The sequence below is a fragment of the Knoellia terrae genome (assembly GCF_048606435.1).
In the GTDB taxonomy this organism is placed as follows: Bacteria; Actinomycetota; Actinomycetes; order Actinomycetales; family Dermatophilaceae; genus Knoellia; species Knoellia terrae.
The window spans coordinates 57,100-80,156 of sequence record NZ_JBMBWH010000013.1 but is presented as its reverse complement, the minus strand read 5'-3'; the positions used below and the strand labels follow the sequence as shown (position 1 = coordinate 80,156).

Annotated in this window: 25 protein-coding genes; 17 read left to right on the top strand and 8 right to left on the bottom strand. The window is 70.4% G+C overall.

The window, feature by feature from the left end; translation table 11 throughout:
• Positions 1-255: 255 nt before the first annotated feature.
• The 3 genes from lepB to ACOJV9_RS15740 form a co-directional block, all read right to left on the bottom strand.
• Positions 256-696 (bottom strand): signal peptidase I, encoded by a 441-nt coding sequence (gene lepB, locus ACOJV9_RS15750; protein WP_420186178.1) that lies wholly within the window; start codon positions 694-696, stop codon positions 256-258.
• Positions 697-764: 68 nt separating this feature from the next.
• Positions 765-1,289 carry a hypothetical protein gene (locus ACOJV9_RS15745; RefSeq protein WP_420186177.1) on the bottom strand — a complete coding sequence of 175 codons (525 nt, stop codon included), beginning with the start codon at positions 1,287-1,289 and terminating at the stop codon, positions 765-767.
• Between the two features lie 6 nt (positions 1,290-1,295).
• On the bottom strand, positions 1,296-2,879 hold the full coding sequence (locus ACOJV9_RS15740; protein WP_420186176.1) for a multicopper oxidase family protein: 1,584 nt from the start codon (positions 2,877-2,879) through the stop codon (positions 1,296-1,298).
• A gap of 243 nt (positions 2,880-3,122) precedes the next feature.
• Here ACOJV9_RS15740 and ACOJV9_RS15735 point away from each other — a divergent pair, with 243 nt between their 5' ends.
• The 7 genes from ACOJV9_RS15735 to ACOJV9_RS15705 all read left to right on the top strand — a co-directional run bounded on the left by ACOJV9_RS15735 (position 3,123) and on the right by ACOJV9_RS15705 (position 12,318).
• Positions 3,123-3,947, top strand: a complete 825-nt coding sequence (locus tag ACOJV9_RS15735; protein ID WP_420186175.1) for an AfsR/SARP family transcriptional regulator — start codon at positions 3,123-3,125, stop codon at positions 3,945-3,947.
• Positions 3,948-4,155: 208 nt separating this feature from the next.
• Entirely contained in the window at positions 4,156-4,866 is a 711-nt protein-coding gene (locus tag ACOJV9_RS15730) for a response regulator (protein ID WP_420186174.1), read from the top strand.
• A 16-nt stretch (positions 4,867-4,882) separates the two neighbouring features.
• Positions 4,883-6,232, top strand: coding sequence for a sensor histidine kinase (locus tag ACOJV9_RS15725; RefSeq protein WP_420186173.1), 1,350 nt, complete (start codon positions 4,883-4,885; stop codon positions 6,230-6,232).
• Positions 6,233-6,377: 145 nt separating this feature from the next.
• On the top strand, positions 6,378-6,839 hold the full coding sequence (locus ACOJV9_RS15720) for a response regulator (RefSeq protein WP_420186172.1): 462 nt from the start codon (positions 6,378-6,380) through the stop codon (positions 6,837-6,839).
• 1,061 nt (positions 6,840-7,900) lie between these two features.
• The gene (locus ACOJV9_RS15715; RefSeq protein ID WP_420186171.1) at positions 7,901-8,365 is read left to right on the top strand and encodes a hypothetical protein; all 465 of its coding nucleotides are present in this window, start codon (positions 7,901-7,903) and stop codon (positions 8,363-8,365) included.
• Positions 8,362-10,878: a multicopper oxidase domain-containing protein gene (locus tag ACOJV9_RS15710; RefSeq protein WP_420186170.1), complete on the top strand. Its 2,517-nt coding sequence runs from the start codon at positions 8,362-8,364 to the stop codon at positions 10,876-10,878. The genes ACOJV9_RS15715 and ACOJV9_RS15710 overlap by 4 nt, the downstream gene beginning before the upstream one ends.
• A 96-nt stretch (positions 10,879-10,974) precedes the next feature.
• On the top strand, positions 10,975-12,318 hold the full coding sequence (locus ACOJV9_RS15705; protein ID WP_420186169.1) for an MFS transporter: 1,344 nt from the start codon (positions 10,975-10,977) through the stop codon (positions 12,316-12,318).
• Positions 12,319-12,457: 139 nt separating this feature from the next.
• On the opposite strand, the gene ACOJV9_RS15700 is transcribed toward ACOJV9_RS15705, so the two are convergent.
• From ACOJV9_RS15700 to ACOJV9_RS15690, 3 genes are read right to left on the bottom strand one after another with little or no spacing between them, the layout of a single operon-like run.
• Positions 12,458-13,624 carry an acyl-CoA dehydrogenase family protein gene (locus ACOJV9_RS15700; protein WP_420186168.1) on the bottom strand — a complete coding sequence of 389 codons (1,167 nt, stop codon included), beginning with the start codon at positions 13,622-13,624 and terminating at the stop codon, positions 12,458-12,460.
• A gap of 25 nt (positions 13,625-13,649) precedes the next feature.
• A complete protein-coding gene (locus ACOJV9_RS15695; protein ID WP_420186167.1) occupies positions 13,650-14,474 on the bottom strand; it encodes an SGNH/GDSL hydrolase family protein in 825 nt (274 codons plus the stop codon).
• On the bottom strand, positions 14,471-15,148 hold the full coding sequence (locus tag ACOJV9_RS15690) for a uracil-DNA glycosylase (RefSeq protein WP_420186166.1): 678 nt from the start codon (positions 15,146-15,148) through the stop codon (positions 14,471-14,473). The genes ACOJV9_RS15695 and ACOJV9_RS15690 overlap by 4 nt, the downstream gene beginning before the upstream one ends.
• 67 nt (positions 15,149-15,215) lie before the next feature.
• Between ACOJV9_RS15690 and ACOJV9_RS15685 the strand changes: the two genes are divergently transcribed.
• Together ACOJV9_RS15685 and ACOJV9_RS15680 are read left to right on the top strand one after the other, a co-directional pair.
• Positions 15,216-15,584: an ArsR/SmtB family transcription factor gene (locus ACOJV9_RS15685; protein WP_420186165.1), complete on the top strand. Its 369-nt coding sequence runs from the start codon at positions 15,216-15,218 to the stop codon at positions 15,582-15,584.
• A 30-nt stretch (positions 15,585-15,614) separates the two neighbouring features.
• Positions 15,615-16,106, top strand: a complete 492-nt coding sequence (locus ACOJV9_RS15680; protein ID WP_420186163.1) for an SRPBCC family protein — start codon at positions 15,615-15,617, stop codon at positions 16,104-16,106.
• Positions 16,107-16,131: 25 nt separating this feature from the next.
• On the opposite strand, the gene ACOJV9_RS15675 is transcribed toward ACOJV9_RS15680, so the two are convergent.
• Positions 16,132-16,485, bottom strand: coding sequence for an ArsR/SmtB family transcription factor (locus ACOJV9_RS15675; protein WP_420186162.1), 354 nt, complete (start codon positions 16,483-16,485; stop codon positions 16,132-16,134).
• 87 nt (positions 16,486-16,572) lie between these two features.
• Here ACOJV9_RS15675 and ACOJV9_RS15670 point away from each other — a divergent pair, with 87 nt between their 5' ends.
• From ACOJV9_RS15670 to ACOJV9_RS15660, 3 genes are read left to right on the top strand one after another with little or no spacing between them, the layout of a single operon-like run.
• Complete coding sequence (locus ACOJV9_RS15670) at positions 16,573-17,058, top strand: ArsI/CadI family heavy metal resistance metalloenzyme (protein ID WP_420186161.1); 486 nt, start codon at positions 16,573-16,575, stop codon at positions 17,056-17,058.
• Entirely contained in the window at positions 17,055-18,134 is a 1,080-nt protein-coding gene (arsB, locus tag ACOJV9_RS15665; RefSeq protein WP_420186160.1) for an ACR3 family arsenite efflux transporter, read from the top strand. Before ACOJV9_RS15670 ends, arsB begins: the two co-directional genes overlap by 4 nt.
• Complete coding sequence (locus tag ACOJV9_RS15660; RefSeq protein WP_420186159.1) at positions 18,131-18,565, top strand: arsenate reductase ArsC; 435 nt, start codon at positions 18,131-18,133, stop codon at positions 18,563-18,565. The genes arsB and ACOJV9_RS15660 overlap by 4 nt, the downstream gene beginning before the upstream one ends.
• On the opposite strand, the gene ACOJV9_RS15655 is transcribed toward ACOJV9_RS15660, so the two are convergent.
• Positions 18,556-19,017, bottom strand: a complete 462-nt coding sequence (locus ACOJV9_RS15655; RefSeq protein WP_420186158.1) for a hypothetical protein — start codon at positions 19,015-19,017, stop codon at positions 18,556-18,558. The two genes, ACOJV9_RS15660 and ACOJV9_RS15655, sit on opposite strands and share 10 nt — an antisense overlap.
• A gap of 118 nt (positions 19,018-19,135) precedes the next feature.
• Here ACOJV9_RS15655 and ACOJV9_RS15650 point away from each other — a divergent pair, with 118 nt between their 5' ends.
• From ACOJV9_RS15650 to ACOJV9_RS15630, 5 genes are all read left to right on the top strand, one after another.
• Positions 19,136-19,813, top strand: coding sequence for an HAD family hydrolase (locus tag ACOJV9_RS15650; protein WP_420186157.1), 678 nt, complete (start codon positions 19,136-19,138; stop codon positions 19,811-19,813).
• A 104-nt stretch (positions 19,814-19,917) separates the two neighbouring features.
• Positions 19,918-20,211, top strand: coding sequence for a DUF3263 domain-containing protein (locus tag ACOJV9_RS15645; protein WP_420186156.1), 294 nt, complete (start codon positions 19,918-19,920; stop codon positions 20,209-20,211).
• Positions 20,212-20,340: 129 nt separating this feature from the next.
• Entirely contained in the window at positions 20,341-21,708 is a 1,368-nt protein-coding gene (locus ACOJV9_RS15640; protein ID WP_420186155.1) for a vanadium-dependent haloperoxidase, read from the top strand.
• 105 nt (positions 21,709-21,813) lie between these two features.
• Positions 21,814-22,482 carry a hypothetical protein gene (locus ACOJV9_RS15635; RefSeq protein WP_420186154.1) on the top strand — a complete coding sequence of 223 codons (669 nt, stop codon included), beginning with the start codon at positions 21,814-21,816 and terminating at the stop codon, positions 22,480-22,482.
• 34 nt (positions 22,483-22,516) lie between these two features.
• Positions 22,517-22,978 (top strand): hypothetical protein, encoded by a 462-nt coding sequence (locus ACOJV9_RS15630; RefSeq protein WP_420186153.1) that lies wholly within the window; start codon positions 22,517-22,519, stop codon positions 22,976-22,978.
• Positions 22,979-23,057 lie beyond the last annotated feature (79 nt).

The window sequence follows — 23,057 nt, the reverse complement described above, 5'->3', positions numbered from 1 at the left end:
CCTCCGCCGCACCGACGTTCCCTGTAATGCGTCGGCCCCGTGGTCACTGGTGACCGACGAGGCACGAGGTGACTTGCTGCGCCGCAGGGCGCGCTCGAGACTGTGACCGATGGCTGGTGTACGCATGGTGTAACCCCTGTCTGCACGGTTGAGTGGTTCATCGTGACCGGCCGGTCTTCGACATACCTTTTGGTTTTCTGCGACTCGTGACCGGGCTCGTGACAGGGGTCTGCGGGGTCGCCGACCTCAGCGATGTCAGAACGTGAGGAGGACGCGACCCACGAGCTCATCGATGCGAACCGCCCCGTAGGTGCGCGAGTCGATGGACTCGGATCGGTTGTCCCCCAACACGAAAACCGCATCACGTGGCACCGTCACCGGACCGAAGTACGTCGAGTCGATCCGCGTGAGGTCCATCTGTGGCTCGTGCCGGGCGACCCCGTCCACGACGAGCACGGCATCCTCGAGTGCCACCGTCGTCCCGCCGAGGGCCACGACGCGCTTGACGACCAGGTCGCCTCGCTGCGGCTCGCGGAAGACCACGAGGTCGCCCACCGCCGGTGGTTGCCAGTGGGGGGAGAGCTTGTCGACGACGACGCGGTCACCGACGTCGAGCGTCGGCAGCATGCTCTCTGAACGGACCCGCAGTGGCTCCACGCTGGTGAGGAGCGCCGTGGCAAGGGCGAGCGCTCCCACGATGGTCAGTGCCGTCCGAGGACGCAGACGTTCGGTCCTCCGGTTCTCAGTCTCCTCCGGCGCCCTCATCAGCCCAGGGAGCCGCTGAGCCGCAGCACCCACAGACCCACCCCGGTGATGAGCAGGAGGTTGACGACCATCCGCCGCAGGCGCGGTGACAGCAGGGTCACCAGAAGGCAGATGACCGCCAGCTCGGCGGCGGTGGCGGCCAGGTCCGCCGGGCCCGCTCCCTCAGCGACGTGTGACCACGCGTGCGAGGTGATGTCCTCCGGCGGCTCGATCGGAAGTCCCGTGGTGCGGCTCGACACGTAGACGAGGACCACAGCGAGGTTCGCGACGATGCCGGCGAGCGCGACGCCCCGGGTGGGCCGGCGGAGCACGACGACCGCGCAGGCCAGCTGGAAGCAGCCGAGGACGAGGAAGAAGGTTCCGAAGACCCACCACTCCTCGAGGTGCTCGGGCGTCACGGCGAGATGGATCGCGCCGGCGAGGACCGACGCGAGCGCGACCCACTGCTGTGTGCCGGTCGCTACGTCTGAGGCGACCGGCCCGGTGGTCGAGGTCTCGTTCTCGGTCCGGGAGATGGTGGACACGGCGACTCAGAGCTCCGGCGCCGGCAGGGGCTGGGCCGGTGCCGTGGTGATCGGGTCGTAGCCGCCCTCGCCCACCGTGAACTGGCCCATCATGTCGTGGTCCTCGTGAACGAGGTTGTGGCAGTGGATCATGTAGCGGCCGGGGTGCGGGCCGAACCGGGTGATGAGCCGGACGCGTTCGTTCTCTCCGACGTGCACGACGTCCTTGGGGCCGCGCTCGTGGGGGCGAGCAGCCACCCATATTCCGCTCAGGTCGATCTGGCGGTCGAGGATCTTGAAGTCGACGAGGTGGATGTGCAGGGGGTGGTGCCAGCCACCCGAGTCGTTGCGGATCTCCCAGATCTCCACGGCGTTCAGCGCCGGGTTCGCGAGTGCCCGGGTGTAAGCCGAGGCCTCGACATCGGCCCACGTCTGCCCGTTGATGGTCCACTGCCCTCCCTGGCGAACCAGGGCCATCTTGCGCGTGGGGGTGGTGGCGGTCGGGGTCAACCCCATGATGGCGTTGTACGGGCTGAGCACGCTGGGGATCGAGTTGTTCGACGTGGTGCTGGCCTGAGCCACGACATCGAAGGCCATGACCTTGCCGGTGTGGGTGTAGTCGACATTGTTGTTGGGGCTGACGTTGCGGAGGATCACCCGCCGGCCGATCTTGTACTTGGCGAAGTCGATGATCACCTCGTAGCGCTCCGCGTTGCCGTGCAGCAGGCTGGGCACCGACTGCGGTGCAGCAGTCAGGCCGGCGTCGGTGCCAATGACGACCAGTGGCTCGCCGCTGTCGAGCCGCCACCGATAGGTCCGCGAGATGGAGGCATTGAGGATGCGGAACCGGTACTTGCGTCGCTCGACCTTCATGACCGGCCACGGACGACCGTTGACGAGGATGACGTCGCCGAAGAGTCCCGACTGGTCGTCGTCGTCGTAGAGCAGCTGTCCCCGGGTGTCGAACATGGCGTCGGTGACGATGAGCGGCACGTCGTAGCGCCCCTGAGGAATGGAGAGGGACTGCTCCACGGAGTCGTGCATTCGGTACATCCCGGCCAGCCCCATGTACACGTTCGGGGCGGTGTGGTGGACCCCGTGGTCGTGGTACCAGAGAGTTCGGCAGCCCTGCGAGTTCGGGTAGCGGTAGTCCTTCCAGCTCCCGGGGTAGGTGACGTCACTGGCATACCCGTCGTACTGGGGCAGGGACGCAGACCCGTGGAGATGAGTCGACGTGAACGGGGTGTACCCCAGGGTCGGGTGTGCGTGCGGGAGCTGGTTCGTCTGCCGGACGACCACCTCACGCCCCTGCTGGACATCGAACGTGGGTCCCGGGAAGGACCCGTCGTAGCCCCAGATCCGGGTCTGGAATCCCGGAAGGATCTCGGTGGCCTGTTCGCGCATCGTCAACGAGTAGTAGTCGGTGGTACCGACGGAGTTGACCTTCATGGCGACCGGCGGCACCGAGAAGGGCACGGTGAAGGGCGCCGGAAGGGCGCTTTCCGCGAGCCGGCTCTGGCCTGCCGCGAACACGCTCCGCTCCAGGGGGAGGAGCAGGGCCCCGCCGGAGATCATCCCGAATGCGAGCATCTCTCGCCTCGACAGTGGCATGACTTCCTCTTTCGATCGGATGGCGAGTCGACGGTAGGGGAGAGCTCTTTGACAATCCTTTTGCCGAGGGGCTAGTCGTTCGGGGGTGATGTTGCGCTCGGCCGGCCGCCCTGCGGGCCCCTCTCCAGCCATCCGTGCGGCCCCCCCAAATTTCGGGCCCCCAAACTGGGGATGGTCACCCTGCTCGGCTCGTGGTTCGCTGACGCCGAACCGAATCGGTGCAGCAGGGGACAGGGGCAGTCGATGGAGATCTCAATGTTCGGACCACTGCAGGTCCGGGACGGCGCGCGCGTGCTTGGTCCTCGGGACCTCGGTGGTGTCAAACCCCGCCACGTCCTCGAGCTGCTGCTGCTCGCGCGTGGCCACCGGGTGTGGACCGACATGATCGCGACCGCGCTGTGGCCCGAGCGCAAGGAGCCGCGCAACGTCGTCGCCACACTCAACACGTACGTCTGCGTGCTGCGGCACAGCATGTTCGACGACCAGGCACGGGCACGGCGGGTCATCGTCACCGAGCCGGGCGCGTACCGGCTCGCCCTGGACGAGATCGACCTCGACCTGGACCGCTTCGACCACCTCGTGCTCCGCGCCGAGAGTGCGCCACGGCAGGAGCGGCTCGAGCTCCTCTCCGAGGCTGTCACGCTCTCGGATGGACCGTTGCTTGAGGACGCCCGCTACGACGAGTGGGTCCAGGAGGACCGTCTGGTCTACGAGGACCGCGCCGTCAGAGCGCACCTCGACCTGGCACTGGACTGGCTCGTCGAAGGCGAGGGCTCCACCTGTCTCCGGCACGCGGAGCAGGCGCTCGCTCGCGACCGGTACTCCGAGGAGGCGTATCGGCTGGTCATCCTCTCCAACCACGTTCTCGGACGCCACGACGCCGTTCGTCGCGCCATGAGCCGACTCAGCGCGGTCCTCGACCGCGACCTGGGAGTCGGGTACGACCCCGAGACCCAGCGCCTGGTGAGCGCGATCAGGTCACGGCTGCCGAAGTCGGACATCGTGAGCAGCTTCTATCCCGCAGCGCTCTCGCGAGCCGAGACGGCCGGGGCCCTGAGCGTGGCGTGAGCTTCGGCCGGCGTCGCGCACTGCATGGGAACCGTGACTGGGCCGTTCGGGCTATGGATCTGATGGGCCCACACCTCCACAGTCGTGGAATCACTGTGTGCGGGAGAGGTGTGGTCGCCATGGTATGCAGGGACCTCGGATCGTCGGCTCGAGCACTCGTGCGGTACGCCGTCCTTCCCTCGGCAACGGGTCCGCGCCGCGGTTCACGATGAGCACCGTGGTTGTGGACGGCACGGTTGTCATGTCCGAGGGGGGGAGTCACGCTGCGGGGGCGTCAGGGCGGTCGAGGATTCTCGTCGTCGACGACCACCGGACCTTCGCCGAGCTGCTCTCCCGGGCGCTGGACGCGGAGTCCGATCTCGAGTGCGTGGGGCACGCGCAGGACTCAGCGGAGGCGCTGAGCGAGGTGGCGCGGTTGCGCCCCGACGTGGTGCTGATGGACGTCCACCTCCCGGACCGGGACGGGATCTCCACGACGGCGGAGCTCGTCGCAGCCCACCCCGAGATCAAGATCCTCATTCTCACCGCCTACGCCAGCGTCGCGGACATCCAGCGTGCGGGAGCCGCCGGCGCCTCCGGGTTCCTGGCCAAGGACGGCTCGCTGTCCGACGTCCTCGATGCGCTTCGGACGGCACGCAGCGGCAGCCTGATCCTCCCGGAGGGCCTGTTGGCACGGCTGTCGGCCTTCGGGGAGCACGACCAGACGATTCGGCAGTGGCACCTCACACCCCGTGAGATGGAGGTGCTCCGGCTGCTCGGGCTGGGCCGCGACCCCCGGAGGATCGCGAAGGAGCTGGACGTCAGCGTGCACACATGCCGTGACCACGTGAAGCGCGTGCTGACCAAACTCGGGGTGCACTCCCAGCTGGAGGCGGTCGTCCTGGCCACGCGTAACGGCCTGATCCGGCTGGACGAATGAGCTTCGGTGGCGGGGGATGAACCTTCGGTTCCGTGAAGACGGGGCTGCCACCGGTCCGGCGCCGCGTGAGACGTTGAAGCGCGCGTTGCGCTGGTACCTCGTGTGGGACCTGATCGCCCTCATCGGAGTGGTGAGCGGCGTCGTGCTGCTCAGCTGGGTCGTGGCGCGCAACGAGGCTCTGCGCGACGCCGAGGGCATCGCCCGGGCCGTCGCGAAGGCGCTCGTGGCGCCGTTGGCCGACGACAAGTTTCACGCCGCGGACCCGGCGGCCCTGGCTCGGATGGACCAGGTCATGGAGCTCCGCTCCCGGGACGGATCCCTCAGTCACATCAAGGTGTGGGCGGATGCCGGCAACGGGAAGGGGACCGTGCTCTGGTCCGACCAGAGCCCTCTGGTCGGCCAGACCTTCGAGCTGGACGCGGAGGAGTACGCCATCTTCGGAACGGACAAGGCGACGTCCCAGATCTCCGAGCTCGACAAGGAGGAGAACCGGCTGGAGCGGTCGGCGGGCCAGCTCATCGAGGTCTACGCCGGCACAAGGGACGCCACCGGTGAACCCATCCTCTTCGAGGTCTACATCTCCACCCAGCGACTGCCGGACGAGGTACGCACCCTCATCGGCATCATCCTCCCTCTGCCCCTCACCGCAGTCCTGGTCCTGTCCCTGGCGACCCTGCCGCTCGCCGTCTCGCTCGCGCACCGAGTGGACCGAGGGCAGCACCAGATGCGGGCGCTGCTCGTGAACGCCGTCGAGTCCTCGGATCTGGAGCGCCGACGTATCGCGCAGGACCTGCACGACGGTGTCGTCCAGGACCTCGCGGGGATCGGCTACTCCCTCGACTCCGACATGCGACAGCTCCCCGAAGGGGCGAAGCTGCGTGCGCACCTCGCCCAGACGGGCGAGATCATCCGCCGCGACCTCGCCGCCCTGCGGACTCTCGTGACCGACATCTATCCGCCGGACCTGGTCAGCAAGGGGCTGGCGGAGACCGTCCGTGAGCTGGTGATGCAGAGGGACGTCCCCCCGGGCCTGGTCCGGTTCGAGATCGAGGAGCCGCTGGCCCCGCATCCGGTCGTCGACCGGCTGATCTACCGCGCCATCCGCGAGGCGCTCTGGAACGCGGTCCAGCACGCCGAGGCGACGTCCATCGTGGTCCGGATCGCCCAGGACGACACGGGGCTCACCTCCTTCGAGGTCGTGGATGACGGTGTGGGGTTCGACCCCACCGGACCGAGCCCGGAGGGGCACATGGGGATGCGCCTTATCTCCGAGATGGTGACCAAGGCCGGGGGCACGATCGACATCCACTCCACGGTCGGGAAGGGCACCCGGCTCACCGGTGAGCTGCCAGCGGGGGCGACCTGACGTCGGACAGCCCCTCACGTGGGGGATGCGCTGAGGTGCGTCGTCCCGCAGACTGGCGAGACCCCACAGACCCTCCGGTCAGGGCGAGGTCGTCAGGACTCGTGCCGACGACGTCTGCCCCGGGCAACTCGCGAAAGGGTGCTCCATGTCAGTCAGTGTGCCCTCGAGCTCGTTTCCCGACCTTCCCACGCCCGAGGCAGGCCGGTCGCCGATCCGGGTGGTGGTGGTCGATGACCACGACCTGCTCCGAGCGACCATCCGCAACCTGCTGCTCGGGGTGAAGGGCATGGAGTGGGTGGGTGAGGCAGCGGATGGTGCCGATGCGCTGGCCCTCGTGGAGGCGACACGACCGGACATCGTCCTCATGGACCTGTCCATGCCCGGAACCGACGGACTGACCGCCACTCGCCGCATCCGCAGCTCGTGTCCTTCCGCTCACGTGCTGGTGCTGACCAGCTCCACCGACCCGGACCACGAGGCGCTCTCCCTCGCTGCTGGTGCGTCTGCCGTCCTGACCAAGGACGGCAATCCCGACACGATCGTCTCGGGCATCCGATCCGTCATGCACCGTGATCCGTCGCCGTCCACCCCCGATCGGCGCTGCTGACGACTCCGCACCTCCTCACGGCAGCTTCTCGGCGACGAAAGGCGAACTTCCGGATCCGGCCACACCGTAGCCCACTGGCTCCAGATGCGTTGTGCCGCAAGGAGGTTGGCGACGAAGTCGTCTCCGGTCGCTAGGCGAATGGTCTGCGCGCAGTGGCATCTTCGTTGACCAGGGCGTCCACCGTGAAACGGTGGGCGTGGGTGAGACTGCCAACCACCGGTCCCGGAGCCCGACGCGGGCCACCCCGAAGAGCAGCTCGGGGAGAGGGATGGGCCACGCCGTGTCGGACGCCGTCATAACCTCCGCTCCGCCGACGACAGGGTGCGCCCCTCCTCGACGGTGAGGCGAGACGCCCGCCGGCAGGGGGATCAAGGAGACCTCCTGGGCGGCGTCGCCGAACCACGGGTTCGGCGCCCGTCCCGTGGCGTCCCGGCTCTCGTCGGTGGGTCACCCGAGTCCTGGGCCTCGGCCACCGCAGGGACGAACCGTGAACCGGTGCCGTAGCCGTCGACGAGACAGCGGGCATGCAACCTCTGGGCCCGCTTGCGCCAGTCGGTCAACCGGGCCTCCGCGATCTCGTCGCCCGTCAGCATGTCCGTGGTCGAGTACTCCATTCGCGGTGCTGGCACGCGCGTGTGATGCGGACGACCCATGTGGCCACCTGCGTCGTGCGACATCCTCACGACCGCACCGGGCCCTTCGCGCCAGCGGCGATGTCGAGGAGGTCCTCCACCGAGAGGTCGTCGATTCTCTGGCCCGCTCGGGTGCTCGGGTGCTCGAGCAGCTCGACATCCTTTCTGCGCGCACGGTGGATCGCACCACGCAGTCGCTGCGGGGGTCCTACACGGACCGGGCGTTGCGGAGTCAAAGCCTGTTAAAAGGTGGCGAGGCGATGCTTCTCCTGCCGAGAGGGGACCGCCATGGAACAGGGACACAAGGACGTGCTGATGAGTCCGGGCACGTGGAGTAGGTCTGCTGGGTCCGAGGGTGCGAGCCCTCCTGAGGATCTAGGGCCACCCGGGTGGACCCGGCGCCAGGTTGCCTTGGGGGTGGTCGGCGCCGTGGCGGTCGTACCTCTGGCTCGGCAGGTCATCGGCGGTGCCGGCGCGACCAGCACCAGCTTCGGCAGCGTGCAGATCCTCCGGGCCGACCGTGGGCCACGGCTCGTCGGAGGTCCCGCCCACGGTCACGTGTCGGCGGCCTCCTCCTCGCCGGCTCCCGGCAACCACACGTGGGCGGACCGTGTCGTCCTGGAGGTCGAGGTGCGCAACGGCACGGCCGACCCCGTGCTCTTCTCCCCGGGTCAGCTCAGGCTGCGGGTCGGTCCCAACGGGACGACCGTGACCCCCGAGGACGCCGACCGCGCGCCGGGTGGTCTGGAGCCCGGGACGACCGAGCGGGTGCGGATCAGCTATCTCGCGCCCTCGGGGGTGAGCGAGCTGGCCGTCGAGCTCTCGGAGCCGGGCGCCGCTCCCGTGGTCCTCGACCTGCCGCCGGTCTGGCACGGACTGGCGGCCAGGCCATGAGCGCGCCGTCGCGTGGTCAGGTCAGCCGGCGCGACGCCCTGCGCCTAGGTGCGGCCGCAGGTGCGGGTGCAGGAGCGGTCGCCGTGGCCGCCGCCGCGGGCCCCTCGTCGTCCGCGTCCGCGTCCGCGTCCGCGCCGCAGCCTCGGTCATGGTCGGCCTCGGCCGCTGTCGCTGCCGTCCCCGGTGTGCTCGACCTCTACGTGAACGAGGGCTACCTGCCGATGGTCGACGGCACGCTGGTCTACCACCGCGGCTTCGGTGACAGGCCCACCGCGCTCGGCGACTCGCAGCCGAGCCTTGCCGTCGCCCCCCGGGTGTTCACCGCGACCGGGGAGCTCGTGCTCAGCCGCACGTACCCCCTCGGTGCAGCTCTGCCGCCCAACGGCCGACCGGCGCCGATGGCACCGGACCCGCGCCATTCGGGCGAGTACCTGGTCCACCGTGAGCGCTGGGCCAGCTACTTCCCGGTTCGCACGATTCTCGCCGAGACAGGCAGCACCATCCGTTTGAGAGTGCACAACCGCCTCACCCAGCCGCACGCGCTGCGGCTGCACGGCGTGCCGCACCCGACCAAGCCGGAGGACATCTGGACCGGGCCGATCCCCGCGGGCCAGACCGCCGAGCTCGAGCTCGCGGCGCCGGCGCCCGGCACCTACGTCTACAGCGACCCCACGAACGGCGACGTCGAGCGGGTTCTCGGTCTCTTCGGTGTGCTGCTCGTGATGTCTCCCGACGCGCGGTGGCGGCTGAGGCCCGGTGGGACCGAGTTCGAGCGGCAGTGGCTGTGGATGACGCACGTCGTCGACCCCGTCTGGGCGAAGATCGCCTCCACTGGCGGAACGGTGGACCCCTACGCCACCCCGGCGGTTCCGCGCTACTTCCTGCTCAACGGGCGCAGCGGCTTCCAGTCCCTCGGCATCTCCCGGGACCTCGCCGCCAACGACCGGCGAAGCGAGGAGACGCTGATGTCCGGCTCGGCGCGCGAGGTCGATGTGCGCAACTTCAGCCGGTCGTACGCGCCCGGCGCCGTGGGCGCCGGGCAGCTCATCCGGCTGGTCAACGCCGGCATCGTCCGGCACCAGATGCACTTCCACGGCAACCACGTGTGGACCGTCCGGCGGGGACCGCTGGACTTCCCGAGGGACCGCGGCTACGTCGACACCGCCGGTCACGTCGTGCTCCAGCAGTGGGAGGACGTCGTCGAGCTCGAGGCGCTGGAGCGCAAGGACAGCGTCCTGCCGTTCCGGCGGCCCCCCGAGGTCATCGACCCGGTGTGGCACGCGCGGAGGACCGACTGGGTCTACCCCATGCACTGCCACGCCGAGCCCTCCCAGACCGCCGCGGGCGGCCTGTACCCCGGCGGGCTCGTCGCCGACTGGGTGCTGGCAGCGCCCACCCCGTCCGGCACCGCGACGGAGCAGACGCACCACCTCTACCGCAGCCAGGTCGACTTCTCCTCCGACCAGATCCAGGAGGACGAGCCGGTCACCGAGTTCAAGCAGACTCCGGACGCCTCCATCTCGCTCGGCTTCTTCAGCGGCCGCCTCAGGTTCGACGACGGTGCTCAGCACGACATCTGGAGCTTCGAGACCTCGACCTCGGGCCGCGCCGTCCCGGCCCCGCTGATCCGTTTGCGCGAGGGGCAGGTCTTCCACGCCCGGCTGCGTCCGTCGAAGGGACCGCACACCATCCACTGGCACGGGATGGAGCCCGACCCGCGCAACGACGGCGTGGGGCACTCCTCGTTCGAGGTCGACGGCGAGTACACCTACCAGTGGCGCCCGGAGCGCGGTGAGGCGGGCAACCCGAACAAGGGTTCCAGCGGCACGTACTTCTACCACTGCCACGTCAACACCGTCCTGCACGCGCAGATGGGCATGTTCGGGGCGCTGATCATCGATCCGGAGCCCCACCCGCAGATCCCCCTCGGGCGCCGACGCGTGTTCGGCGACGGCCCCGAGTACGACATCGACACCGAGACCATCCTCATCCCCTACTCGGTGGACCCGCGCTGGCACACCCTGGACCACGCCGCGGGCCTGTCGGGCGAGGACGCTGGCCTGAACCGCTTCGAACCCAAGCACTTCTACCTGCTGGGCGGGGAGCTCGTGCGACGTCCGCGGGGCGACGGGGTCTGGAGCCTGACGCGGATCCGGGCCAACGTCGTCGGCACCGCGAAGGCGCCCACCCTGCTGCGCGTGCTGAACGCCAACTACAACCCGATGACCTTGCGCTTCACCGACCCTCAGGGCCAGCCGGCGGCGATCGGCGAGCTGGTGACCCACGACGGACGCCCGTTCCGTGACACCTCGCTCACGGACGGCTACAGCCCCCCGGCCACCGACACCGACTCGCAGCTGACGACGTCGGTGCTCGCGTTCGGGGGAGCCGAGCGCTATGACATGCTGCTGCGGCCGACGACCAAGGGTACATACAAGGCCACGATCACGTGGGAGGACTGGATCACCAAGAAGCCGCTCAAGGTGCGCGAGGTCCCGATCGTCGTGACCTGACCACGGGTCGGCCGCCCGCAAGGACCATCGCGGTGCCGCCGGTCGCAACGTGAACGGGCGCGGCCGGCATACGTCCGTCATCCCTAGACTCGAGCGGTGACCCGACCGCTCCGACGCCAGGTGCACGACATCGGCCGTCGCCGTGCCTGGGTCATCTGGCTCGTCGGGCTGGCCGTCTACGTCGTGGCCGTCTTCCACCGCACCTCCCTCGGGGTCGCCGGCCTCGTCGCCGCCGACCGGTTCGACATCACGGCCGCGCAGCTGGCGACCTTCACGGTGCTCCAGCTCGTCGTGTATGCCGGGATGCAGATTCCCGTGGGCGTGCTCCTGGACCGCTTCGGCTCGCGCCTGCTGCTGCTCGTGGGCCTCGCGCTGATCACGGCCGGTCAGCTGTGGTTCGCGTTCGCGGGCAGCTTCGAGGTGGGCCTGGCGGCGCGCGTCCTGCTCGGGACGGGTGACGCGATGATCTTCACCAGTCTCCTCCGGCTCGTCGCGCTGTGGTTCCGGGTCAAGCAGGCCCCGGTCGTCACGCAGCTGAGCGGGATGATCGGACAGCTCGGCGCCGTCGCGGCGGCGACCCCGCTGGCGGCCGCGCTCGACCGGTTCGGGTGGGAGAGGTCCTTCGGCATCCCGGCCGCCGTCGGGGCGCTGCTGTCGGTCGCCCTGGTTCTCCTGGTCAAGGACTCGCCCTACGCCGGCGTCGCCATCGAGAAGATCAAGGTCCGCGCCCTCGCCGGCACGCTGGCCGAGGTGTGGGGCAACCCGGGCACGCGGCTCGCGATGTGGATCCACTTCACCGGCCAGTTCGGGGCGACCACCTTCACGATGCTGTGGGGCTACCCGTTCCTCGTCGAGGGACAGGGGCTCAGCCCGGGCCTCGCGGGTGGGCTGCTCATCGTGCTGACGCTCGCAGCGGTCGTCGCCGGACCGGTCGTCGGGAGCCTCACCGGCCGCCTGCCGTACCGGCGCTCGCAGATCGTGCAGATCATCGTCGTGGCCATGGCGTCCGTCTGGGCCGTCGTCCTGCTGTGGCCGGGCCGCGCACCGCTCTGGCTGCTCGTCCTGCTCGTGGTCGTGACGGGGTGCGGCGGCCCCGGCTCGATGGTCGGCTTCGACCTCGCCCGCACCTTCCACCCGACGGAGCGGCTGGGGAGGGCGGCGGGCGTCATCAACATCGGGGGCTTCACCGCGTCGCTGGTGACGATGGCGCTCATCGGCGTCATCCTCGACCAGCGAGCGCCGGGCGGTGCGGGGACCTACACGCTTCCCGACTTCAAGTGGGCGATGTCGGTGCAGTTCCTGCTGTGGGGGTTCGGCTCCTTCCAGATCTGGCGCTACCGCCACAAGGGCCTCTCGTTCATCGACGACCACCCCGGCGCCCTCGACGCGCTGCGCGCCGGCGACACCCTGCTGCCCGGCATCTCGCGCGACCCCGACTGAGACCGTCACCCGACCGACGGACGGTCGCCACGTCCCCGCCGCGTGTCGCTCACCGGGCGTCCACCGTCGTCGACCTATAAAGAGGTGGCCGGGCCGTGTATGAGACGGCCCGGTCTGTCGTTCGCGGTCGCAGGACCCGTCAGCGCAGGACGTGGCGGCTGATGACGAGGCGCTGGATCTGGTTGGTCCCCTCGAAGATCTGGGCCACCTTCGCCTCACGGAAGTAGCGCTCGACCGGGAAGTCCTGCGTGTAGCCGGCGCCACCGAGGACCTGGATCGCGTCGGTCGTGACCTTCATGGCAGCGTCCGTGGCGAGCAGCTTGGCGACGGCCGCCTCCTTGCTGAAGGCCCGACCGGCGTCCTTGAGCCGCGCGGCATACAGGTAGGCGGCGCGCGCCCCACTGACCGCTGCCTCCATGTCGGCCAGCAGGAACGCGAGCCCCTGGTTGGCGGCGATCGCCCGCCCGAACTGCTGCCGCTCCTTGGCGTACGCCGCGGCGACGTCGAGCGCGGACTGTGCCAGACCCGTGGCGGCAGAGGCGATCCCGAGCCGCCCCGCGTCGAGGGCGGACAGGGCGATCGCCATGCCCTGCCCCTCTGCGCCGATGCGGTTGGCCGCCTCGACGGGCACCGCGTCGAAGATCACCTCGCGCACCGTGTCGCAGTGCAGCCCCATCTTCTTCTCGGGCGCACCGAACGTCATGGCGGGGTGACCGGCGGGGACGACGAAGCACGAGAGCCCGCGCCCGCCGTCGTCCGAGGTCCGGGCGAAGGTCGTGTAGTAGTCGGCGTGGCCGGCGTGGCTGATCCAGGCCTTGCGGCCCTTGATGACGTATGCCGCGTCGTCACCGGACCCGGACCGCGTCGCCCGTGTGGTCATCGCGCCGACGTCGGACCCGGCGAGCGGCTCGGACAGGCAGTAGGCGCCGAGCTGGTCGCCGGAGAGCATCCCGGGCAGCAGCGCCTCCTGCTGCTCGGGTGTCCCGAACGCCGTCACGGGATAGGCCGTGAGCGAGTGGACCGACACCCCGACGGCGACGCTCATCCACGCGGCGGCGATCTCCTCGACCACCTGCAGGTACACCTCGTACGGCTGGGCGCCACCGCCGAACTCCTCCGGGTGGGGGAGCGACAGCAGCCCGGCCTGACCGAGGGTGCGGAAGACCTCCGTGGGGAAGGACTCGCCGGTCGCGGCTTCGCGCTCCGCGTCGTCGACGCGGGGACGCAGCTCCTTCGCGCAGATCTCGCGGGTGAGGGCGATGAGGTCGTCACCCTCGGGGGTGGGCAGAAGGCGGGGAACCGGCATACGGCCGACTGTAACGCGCGGCCGGTCAGGCCCCGGGGCCGTCCTCGAGGCGGCGCAGCGGCGTGAGGTCGGGACGCTTGGGCACGAGCTGGTCACCGCTGGAGCGACCGCGCATCCGTCGCTGGACCCAGGGCGCGAGGTGCTCACGTGCCCATGCGGCGTGGGCGCGCAGCTCCTGGCGGCGGGTGGCGCCGTCGGCCGGCGGGAGAGGGGTGGACCAGTCGTCGTCGACGGCATGGCCGAGCGCAGCCAGCGCAGCGAGGGCGACCCGGCGGTGGCCCTCGGTCGTGAGGTGGATCCGGTCGTCGGCCCACATCCGCCAGTCGCGCAGCGCGTTCACGCCCCACAGGTTGAGGACGTGGCAGCCGTGGCGCTGGGCGATCGTGAAGAGGTTGGCGGTGTGGATCGCGTGGCGACCACGCAGCGGCTTGAGCACCCCGGCCTCCTGGGGGTCGACCGGGGTCGCGAGCAGGACGTCCGCACCGGTCTGGCGCACGCGGACCACGGCCTCCTCGATGGTGCTCATGAGGGCGTTCGTGTCGACCGAGGGTCGCAGCAGGTCGTTGCCGCCTCCGACGATCGAGACGAGGTCGGGCGACATGGACAGGGCCCGGTCGAGCTGCGGCCCGACGACGTCCGACAGCAGGCGCCCGCGGACCGCGAGGTTGGCGTAGCGGAAGGGCAGGTGCTCCACCTCGGCCAGGTCGTGCAGCGACTCGGCGAGCCGGTCCGCCCAGCCGAGGTAGGCGTCGTCCTTCTCGGGGTCGGGGTCGGACAGGCCCTCGGTGAACGAGTCGCCGACGGCGACGTAGCCGGACCAGATGCGGGTCTCGGTCGGCAGGGGTCTCACGGAAGCCTCCAGTCGAGGGGGTCGGCGCCCTGCTGGGCGAGCAGGTCGTTGACCCGGCTGAACGGTCGCGACCCGAAGAACCCGGACCGCGCGGACAACGGGGAGGGATGGGCGCTCTCGACACACGGTATGCCGTCCAGCCGGCTGCGCAGGGCACGCGCGTCACGTCCCCAGAGGACCGCGACGAGGGGACCGCCGCGTGCGACGAGCGCGTCGATGGCGCAGTCGGTGACCTGCTCCCACCCCTTGCCGCGGTGGCTCGCGGAGGCCCCGGGCCGCACGGTGAGGACACGGTTGAGGAGCAGCACTCCGCGCTCGGCCCACGGCGTCAGGTCGCCGGTCGTCGGTGCGGGGACGCCGAGGTCGCTCTGCAGCTCGGCATGGATGTTGACCAGGCTCCGGGGGAGGGGGCGCACCTCGGGGGCCACGGCGAAGCTCAGCCCGATCGGGTGCCCCGGCGTCGGGTAGGGATCCTGACCGACGACGAGCACCCGGACGTCGTCAAGGGGCTGCTGGAAGGCCCTGAGGACGTGGTCCCCACCGGGGAGGTAACCGTGACCGGCAGCGACCTCGGCCCGCAGGAAGGCACCGAGGCGGGTGATCTCGCCCTCGACCGGGGCCAGCGCCGTCGCCCACGAGGGGTGGACGAGGTCGGCAAGGGGGCGGGAGGTCATCCCGCCACCGTAATCCGGTCGTGCAGGGGGTTGACAACCTACAACCAGTTGGTTGTAGGTTGGTCCCGTGAGCGAGAACGAGGAGAAGCGGGCGGACGACCTCTTCCACGCGCTCTCCGACCGCACGCGACGGGACATCCTGCGTCGCGTCCTGGCCGGCGAGCACTCGGTCTCGACGCTGGCCCAGGGCTACGACATGAGCTTCGCGGCCGTGCAGAAGCACGTCGCCGTGCTCGAGCGCGCCGGACTGGTCAGCAAGCGCCGCAGCGGTCGCGAGGCCCTCGCCAGCGGAGAGGTGGAGGCCATCCGGTCGGTCGCCGTCCTGCTCGAGGAGCTCGAGGCCGTGTGGCGCGGACGCATCGAGCGGATCGACGACCTGCTCGCCGCACCCGCACCCGCACCCGTCGACGGCGCCGGTCGCCGCGGCGACACCTGAAGGAACACCCACCCCACCACGGAGGACACCATGCCCGTCACCTCGATCGACAAGGACGTCGACGCCCACACGCTGGTCGTCACCTCGGACTTCCCCGCTCCCGTGGAGCGCCTGTGGCGCCTCTGGACCGACCCCCGCCAGCTCGAGCAGTGGTGGGGCCCGCCCGGATATCCCGCCACGTTCGACGGCACCGCCGTCGAGCCCGGCAACCGGGTCGGCTACGTCATGACCAGCCCCGAGGGTGAGACGTTCGGAGGCTACTGGGACATCGACGGCGTCGAGGCGCCTCGACGGCTCAGCTTCCGCGACGGGTTCGCCGACGCCGACGGCAACCCGCAGGACGGGATGCCCGTGGGGCGGATCGAGGTCGAGCTCCGCGAGCACGACGGCGGAACCCGGGTGGTCTCGACCACCGTCTACGAGACCGCCGACGACCTCGAGAAGGTGCTCGCCATGGGGATGGAGGAGGGACTCACCCAGGCGATCGGCCAGCTCGACGAGATCCTCGCCGCCGAGCGCTGAGCCTCCAGAGGGGCGCGAGGTCGGCTCAGGACAGGATCGAGCGCACGTCCTCGAGCCGTTCGGGCACGAGGCGGAACCAGGCCCAGGTGCCGCGCTTCTCGCGCTCGATGAGGCCTGCCTCGGTGAGCACCTTGAGATGGTGGCTCACCGTGGGCTGGGCGAGGCCGACGGCGGGGGTGAGGTCGCAGACGCAGGCCTCCCCGCCGTCGCTCTCGCGGATCATGCTGAGCAGTCGCAGGCGCACCGGGTCGGCCACGGCCTTGAGCAGGGCTGCGCTGGTCTCGGCCTGCTCCCGGGTCATCCCGCCGGGAGTCGTGATCCCACAGCACGCGGTCGTCGTCATCTCGGCCTCCTCGTCGGGTCGGGTCCGTGCCCCCATGATGCCATCCGTCTATATTGACAGATATCGATGTATGAGGTGAACTGACTGTATCGACGTTCATCAATGTATGGGAAGGTATCCGTCATGACCAGTGCACCCGCCTCGTCCCGCGTCCAGCTCGCCCTCAACGTGGCCGACCTGGAGGCGTCGATCGCCTTCTACACGGCGATGTTCGGCGTCGAGCCGGCCAAGCGCCGCCCCGGCTACGCCAACTTCGCCGTCGAGCAGCCGCCGCTCAAGCTCGTCCTCATCGAAACCGGCGAGGAGACCCGCGGTCACGGCACCGTGGGCGCGCTCAACCACCTCGGCGTCGAGGTCCCGGACACCGACGGGGTGGCCGCTGCCCGGAAGCGGTTCGCCGACGCGGGGCTCGCCTCCTTCGACGAGAACGACACGACCTGCTGCTATGCCCTCCAGGACAAGGTGTGGGTCCACGACCCGGCCGGCGCACCCTGGGAGGTCTACACGGTCAAGGACGAGAACCCCGCTGACGCCCGACCGGCCACCGCCTCGCTCGAGATCCTCGGGGCCCCCGGCGCCGACACGGCCTGCTGCGCCACGACCGCGTGAGCACGGCCACCAGCGAGACCCCCGACGTCGCCGTCGCGGCCCGGCTCTCGACCCTCGACCGCTTCCTGCCGGTCTGGATCGGTCTCGCCATGGTCGCCGGCCTGCTGCTCGGCCGCATCGTGCCCGGGCTGGGCAGCGCCCTCGGCGCCGTGGAGGTCGACGGGGTGAGCCTGCCGATCGCGCTCGGCCTGCTCGTCATGATGTACCCCGTCCTGGCCAAGGTGCGCTACGACCGGCTCGACGCGGTCACCGCCGACCGGCGCATGCTCGGCGCCTCACTCGTCCTCAACTGGGTCCTCGGACCGGCGCTGATGTTCGCGCTCGCCTGGCTGCTGCTCCCGGACCTGCCGGAGTACCGCACCGGTCTCATCATCGTGGGGCTGGCCCGCTGCATCGCCATGGTCATCATCTGGAACGACCTCGCCTGCGGCGACCGTGAGGCAGCCGCGGTGCTCGTAGCCCTGAACTCCGTCTTCCAGGTCGTGGCCTTCGCCGGCCTCGGCTGGTTCTACCTGTCGTGGCTGCCGGGCCGGCTCGGGCTCGAGCAGGACTCCCTCGACGTCTCGACGTGGCAGATCGCCACCAGCGTCCTCGTCTTCCTCGGGGTGCCGCTCGTCCTCGGCTACCTGTCGCGACGGGTGGGCGAGAAGCGGTGGGGGCGGACGGCATACGAGAGGTCGTTCCTCCCGCGGATCGGGCCGTGGGCGCTCTACGGGCTGCTCTTCACGATCGTCGTGCTCTTCGCTCTCCAGGGCGAGCAGATCACGTCTCGACCGTGGGACGTGGCCCGCATCGCGCTGCCTCTGCTGGCCTACTTCGCGCTCATGTGGGGCGGCGGCTTCGCCCTCGGGCGAGGGCTCGGCATGGGCTACGAGCGGACGACGACCCTGGCGTTCACCGCCGCCGGCAACAACTTCGAGCTCGCCATCGCCGTCGCCATCGCGACCTTCGGTGTGACCTCCGGGCAGGCGCTCGCAGGAGTGGTCGGCCCCCTCATCGAGGTGCCCGTCCTCGTCGGCCTCGTCTACGTGTCCTTGGCCCTCCGGCCGTACTTCTCCTCGAAGGAACCTTCATGACGACCACCGGTGCGGCACGGCCCTCCGTCCTCTTCGTCTGCGTCCACAACGCCGGACGCTCCCAGATGGCCGCCGGCTACGTCGAGGCCCTCGGGGGCGGCCAGGTGGAGGTCCGCTCCGCCGGCAGCGCCCCGGGGGACCGGGTCAACCCCTCCGCGGTCGAGGCCATGGCGGAGGAGGGCATCGACCTCACCGCGGCTCATCCCAAGGTGCTCACCACCGAGGCCGTGCAGGCCTCCGACGTCGTCATCACCATGGGGTGCGGCGACGCGTGCCCGATCTTCCCCGGCAAGCGCTACGAGGACTGGGTGCTCGAGGACCCGGCCGGCAAGGGGCTGGAGTCGGTGCGCCCGATCCGCGACGAGATCCGGGGCCGCGTGCTCGGGCTCCTCGACAGCCTGGGCATCGAGCCGGTGGAGCGTCAGCGGTAGAAGGTGATCGCGTGGGTGCACGAGTAGCCCGCCATGAGCGAGCTGGTGCTCCCGTTGACCGCCTTGTACATCTGCCCGCGGAACGTGTGCTTCCCGGTGGCCTGGACGGAGGTCCCTCGGGTGAAGCTGAGCGTCACCGTCTGCCCGGGGTAGACCCGGTAGTAGGTGTTGTTGTACCCGACGTCCTGCCACCGGCCGAGCGAGGTGTTCCACATCGACCACACCGGGTTGGTGTTCGACGTCGTCCAGGGCGCGGCCCGCTCCACGGTGTCGATGTTCGCGTAGCGGTACTTCACCGTGTAGCTCGTGCCGATCTTGACGGACGTCGGGGCCGAGACGACCGTGCACCGGTACTGCGACGTGGCGTGCGCTGCCGGCGCGGCAATGACGGTGCCGCCCACGAGGGCCACCCCTCCCGCGAGTGTGGCGAGTGCCGAGCGGGTGCGGTTCATGGTGGTCCCCTGTCGTCGGGCCGCCCCCTCGGCGGCAACGCGCTCACGGTCGCACCCGATTCATGCGGCCCGACACCCACGAAAGCGCGAAGTTCGGTCCCGGGCGAGAATCGGTCGGGTGACCACACCCCGATGGCAGACGATCCTCTTCGACCTCGACGGCACCCTGGCCGACACGATCCCCCTCATCGTGGCGTCCTACCAGCACGCCTTCCGCGAGGTGCGCGGCGAGGAGATCGACGAGGTCCGCGCCCGCGCGTGGATCGGCCGACCCCTGCTGGGCGCCCTGCTCGAGGAGGACCCGGAGCGGGGGCACGAGCTCGACCGCACCTACCTCGAGTGGAACCTCGCCAACACCTCCCGGCTCATCCAGCGGTATGCCGGCGTGCCCGAGATGCTGACCGCCCTCACCGACGCGGGGGTGGCCGTCCACGTCGTCACGAGCAAGCGTCGTGACACCGCCCGACTCGCGCTCGCGGCCGTGGGCATCGACCACCTCGTCGACGTCGTCGGTGCACTTGAGGACACGGCGCGCCACAAGCCCGACCCCGAGCCGCTCCTCGAGGCCGCGCGCCGGCTGGGGATCGACCCGGGCACCACCGTCTACGTCGGCGACGCGACGGTGGACGTCCTGGCGGCCCGCGCGGCGGGGATGGCCGCGGTCGCCGTCACGTGGGGCGCGGGGGAGCGTGCCGCCCTGGCGGCGACCCGCCCCGACGTCATCGTGGACACGGTCGACGAGCTGACGGCATACCTGCTGGGCGGGACTCCTGTGGCCGCTGGGACGGGTGAGTAGCGACCCCGCAGGCCTGTCCAGCGGACACGCCGCGGGGAATGACAGGCGTGTCATTCCCCCGTTAGAGTGGCCGACGCAGCCGTCACCGAGAAGGGTCGAAACACGTGAACGTCGTCCACGAAGAGCACTCCGCCGCGCCCGAGGCACTGAGCGACCGTGACCGCCGGATCATCGACTTCGAGCGGCAGTGGTGGAAGTTCGCCGGCTCGAAGGAGTCGGCCATCAAGGAGCTCTTCGACATGAGCCCGACCCGCTACTACCAGGTGCTCAACGCGCTTCTCGACAGCCCGGTGGCCATGGAGCACGACCCCATGCTCGTCAAGCGCCTCCGACGCCAGCGTTCCACGCGGCAGCGGGCCCGCTCGGCCCGCCGCCTCGGCCTCCAGCCGCAGGGCTGACCCAGGCGTCGGCTCCCGGCCGACACGACGGAGCGACTTCTCGGCACTTTCGGCGATTCGCCCCCCACGGAGGTCGTGGATGCGCTTTGATTGCGCTCGGGCAACGGTGCCCGACGGTCAGGGGGCCACATGTCACAGTCGTCCGCCCAGGAGCACCACGGCGCGCTCTCGCGGCGCGCCGTCATCGGGGGGGCGGGCCTGCTGTCGGCCGGTCTCGTCCAAAGCCTCGTCGGCACCGGTGCCGCCGTCGCGTCCACGCCCCGGTCGGGGATGTACCGGCTGTCACCGCAGTGGGCGGCCGAGTGGATCCAGACCTGCTTCGACCTGACCTGGCGTGAGGGACCGTCGCCGACCCAGGCCGCTCGGTGCTACAACTACCTCGCCCTGGCGATGTACGAGGCGTGCGTGGCCGGTATGCCGCACCACCGAAGCACGGGTGGCCAGCTCACCGGCCTGGGTGCGCTGCCGGGCGTTCGCGGTGAGGTCGACTTCGTCGTGGCGCTCGCGCACTCGGCCCACACCGTCAGCCAGGCGCTCTACGCAGGTGCCGCCCCCGACCGCCGCCAGACCCTCAGCGACCTGCGTGACCGACAGGTCGCGGCCCGCCGCGTGGCGGGCGTGCCGGCCGGCCTCCTCGCCGCCTCGGCCAGGCACGGCCGGGCGGTGGGCGAGGCACTCGTCGCCTGGTTCTCCACCGACGGGTGGGCCGACATCCAGGGCCGGGCCTACACGCCACCGGTGGGGGAGGACCTCTGGGAGCCGACGCACCCCAACTTCCGGCCGGCGGTCGAGCCCCACTGGTCCGAGGTCCGGCCCATGGTCATGAGGTCGGCCGACGAGGTCCGGCCGGCCGACCACGTGCCCTTCTCCACCGAGCCGGGGTCGGCCTTCTGGCAGGAGGCCATGACGGTCTACACCACCGGCGGGCAGGCCGGGGCTCTCCTCACGGACGAGCAGCGCGCCATCGCGCGGTTCTGGACCGACAACCCCCTGCTCTCGGGGCTGCCCTCTGGGCACTGGATGCTCGTCGTCACCCAGGTCGCCACCGACCGGGGGCTGTCGCTGGGCCATGCCCTCGAGGCGTACGCGCGGCTGGGCATCGCCCTGCACGACTCCTTCCTCTGCTGCTGGACGTGGAAGTACCGGTTCAACCTCCTGCGACCGAGCACCTACGTGCGCCGCCACATCGACCCGGGCTGGGTCACGTTCGTCAACAGCCCCCAGTTCCCCGAGTACACCTCCGGCCACTCCGTCGCGTCGCGGGCGGCCTCGACCGTGCTCACCGACCTCCTCGGCAGCTTCGCCTACGTCGACGACAGCCACCGCGACCGCGACCTGCCCGCCCGGACGTTCCTGTCCTTCCACGACGCCGCCGACGAGGCGGCCCGGTCACGGCTGTACGGCGGCATCCACTACGTCATGGCCATCGAGAACGGCAAGGTCCAGGGAGACGCCATCGGCGACCTCGTCCTCGCCCGGCTCCGCACCCGCCGCTGACGGCCCCGGCCGGCGACGAGCCGGTCGCCCACACTCTCCACCGCCAACGGGTCGGTCGGAGCCAGAACCCCACCACGTCCGGTGGGCTCTCGAAGGGAAGCAGCAATGAAGCGCATCACCTCAGGACTGGCCGCGGCCGTCTGCGCCGTCGTGCCCCTCGTCGCGGTCGCGGCACCTGCCGAGGCAGGCGTCCGATGGCAGCTGCGAGCGTCCGGCTCCCTCGCCACCGTCGACTGGGTCGAGATGGGTGAGCTGCCCGGGGGCGTCCCGGGCAACGTCCACCTGGGGAACCTGTCCGTCGAGGGAGACAGGCTGATCAATGCCTTCGGGTTCGTCACCGACTGGACCTGCGAGGAGGGCGAGATGCCCACCGGCGGTGGCCACGGCGAGGAGCCGCCGGAGGACTCCGGCTGCGTGCTCGAGGCCGAGCGCTTCGTGTTCGGTGAGGGCCTCACGCTGACGATGGACCGCAAGCTCACCAGGGCTCGCCTCACCGGGACCGTGCAGGTCGAGAACCACGGGGGCGAAGGGCCCACCGGGACGCCGACCGTCGACATCACCTGGACCGGGACGGGTGCCACGAGCAGCAGCACGTTCACCGACAGCTACACCGACTCCACCGGCGTGAAGTTCAGCACCAGGCGCACGGAGACGTCGCGCAGCGCGACGATCTCGGGACGCATCGGCGCGATGGGCTTCGACGACGACACCGACGACGTCGCGACCGGCTCCTTCGGCACCTTCAGGACGAGCGAGCGCTCCTCCATGCCCTGACACCCGCGCAGCTCCCGTGCTGCAGGATGCAGGGATGAACCCTGACTGGAGCACCCCCGAAGGCCTGACCGAGATCAGGAACGCGCTGGCTGCCGCCATCCCCGGATGGCGGCAGCCGGTCGCCCACGCGGTGGGGCTCAGCTCCGCGTCGAGCTCGGCCGAGTGGGAGTTCGGGCACGTCAACGTCCCCGGGAGGACGCACGGCCTGGCCGCCGTCGTCCTCGCCACGGTGCTGGGGCACGACGGCTCGACGGCGACCATCGACCTCACGACCGCGCAGCTCGCCGCCGCCGTCGAGTCCCTCCAGCCGGCGGAGGCGTGCACCGACCGGCAGCACCCCAACCTCGCGGCGTGGCGGCGGGCGCTCGAGCAGGCGCAGTCCAACCCGGCGCGCAGTCTCGTCGCCGTCTTCGTCGGCGACCTCGACGACCCGGTGTCCTCCGAAGCCGACGGGGCGATGCGGGCGACCTTCGAGGGACACGCCCCCGTCCTCTGAGCCCGGGGGGTCTCCCGAGGTGAGGCGCGGGCCACGCAACGCGACGGACCGGCATACCTCGGCGTTTGCACTCTCCGAG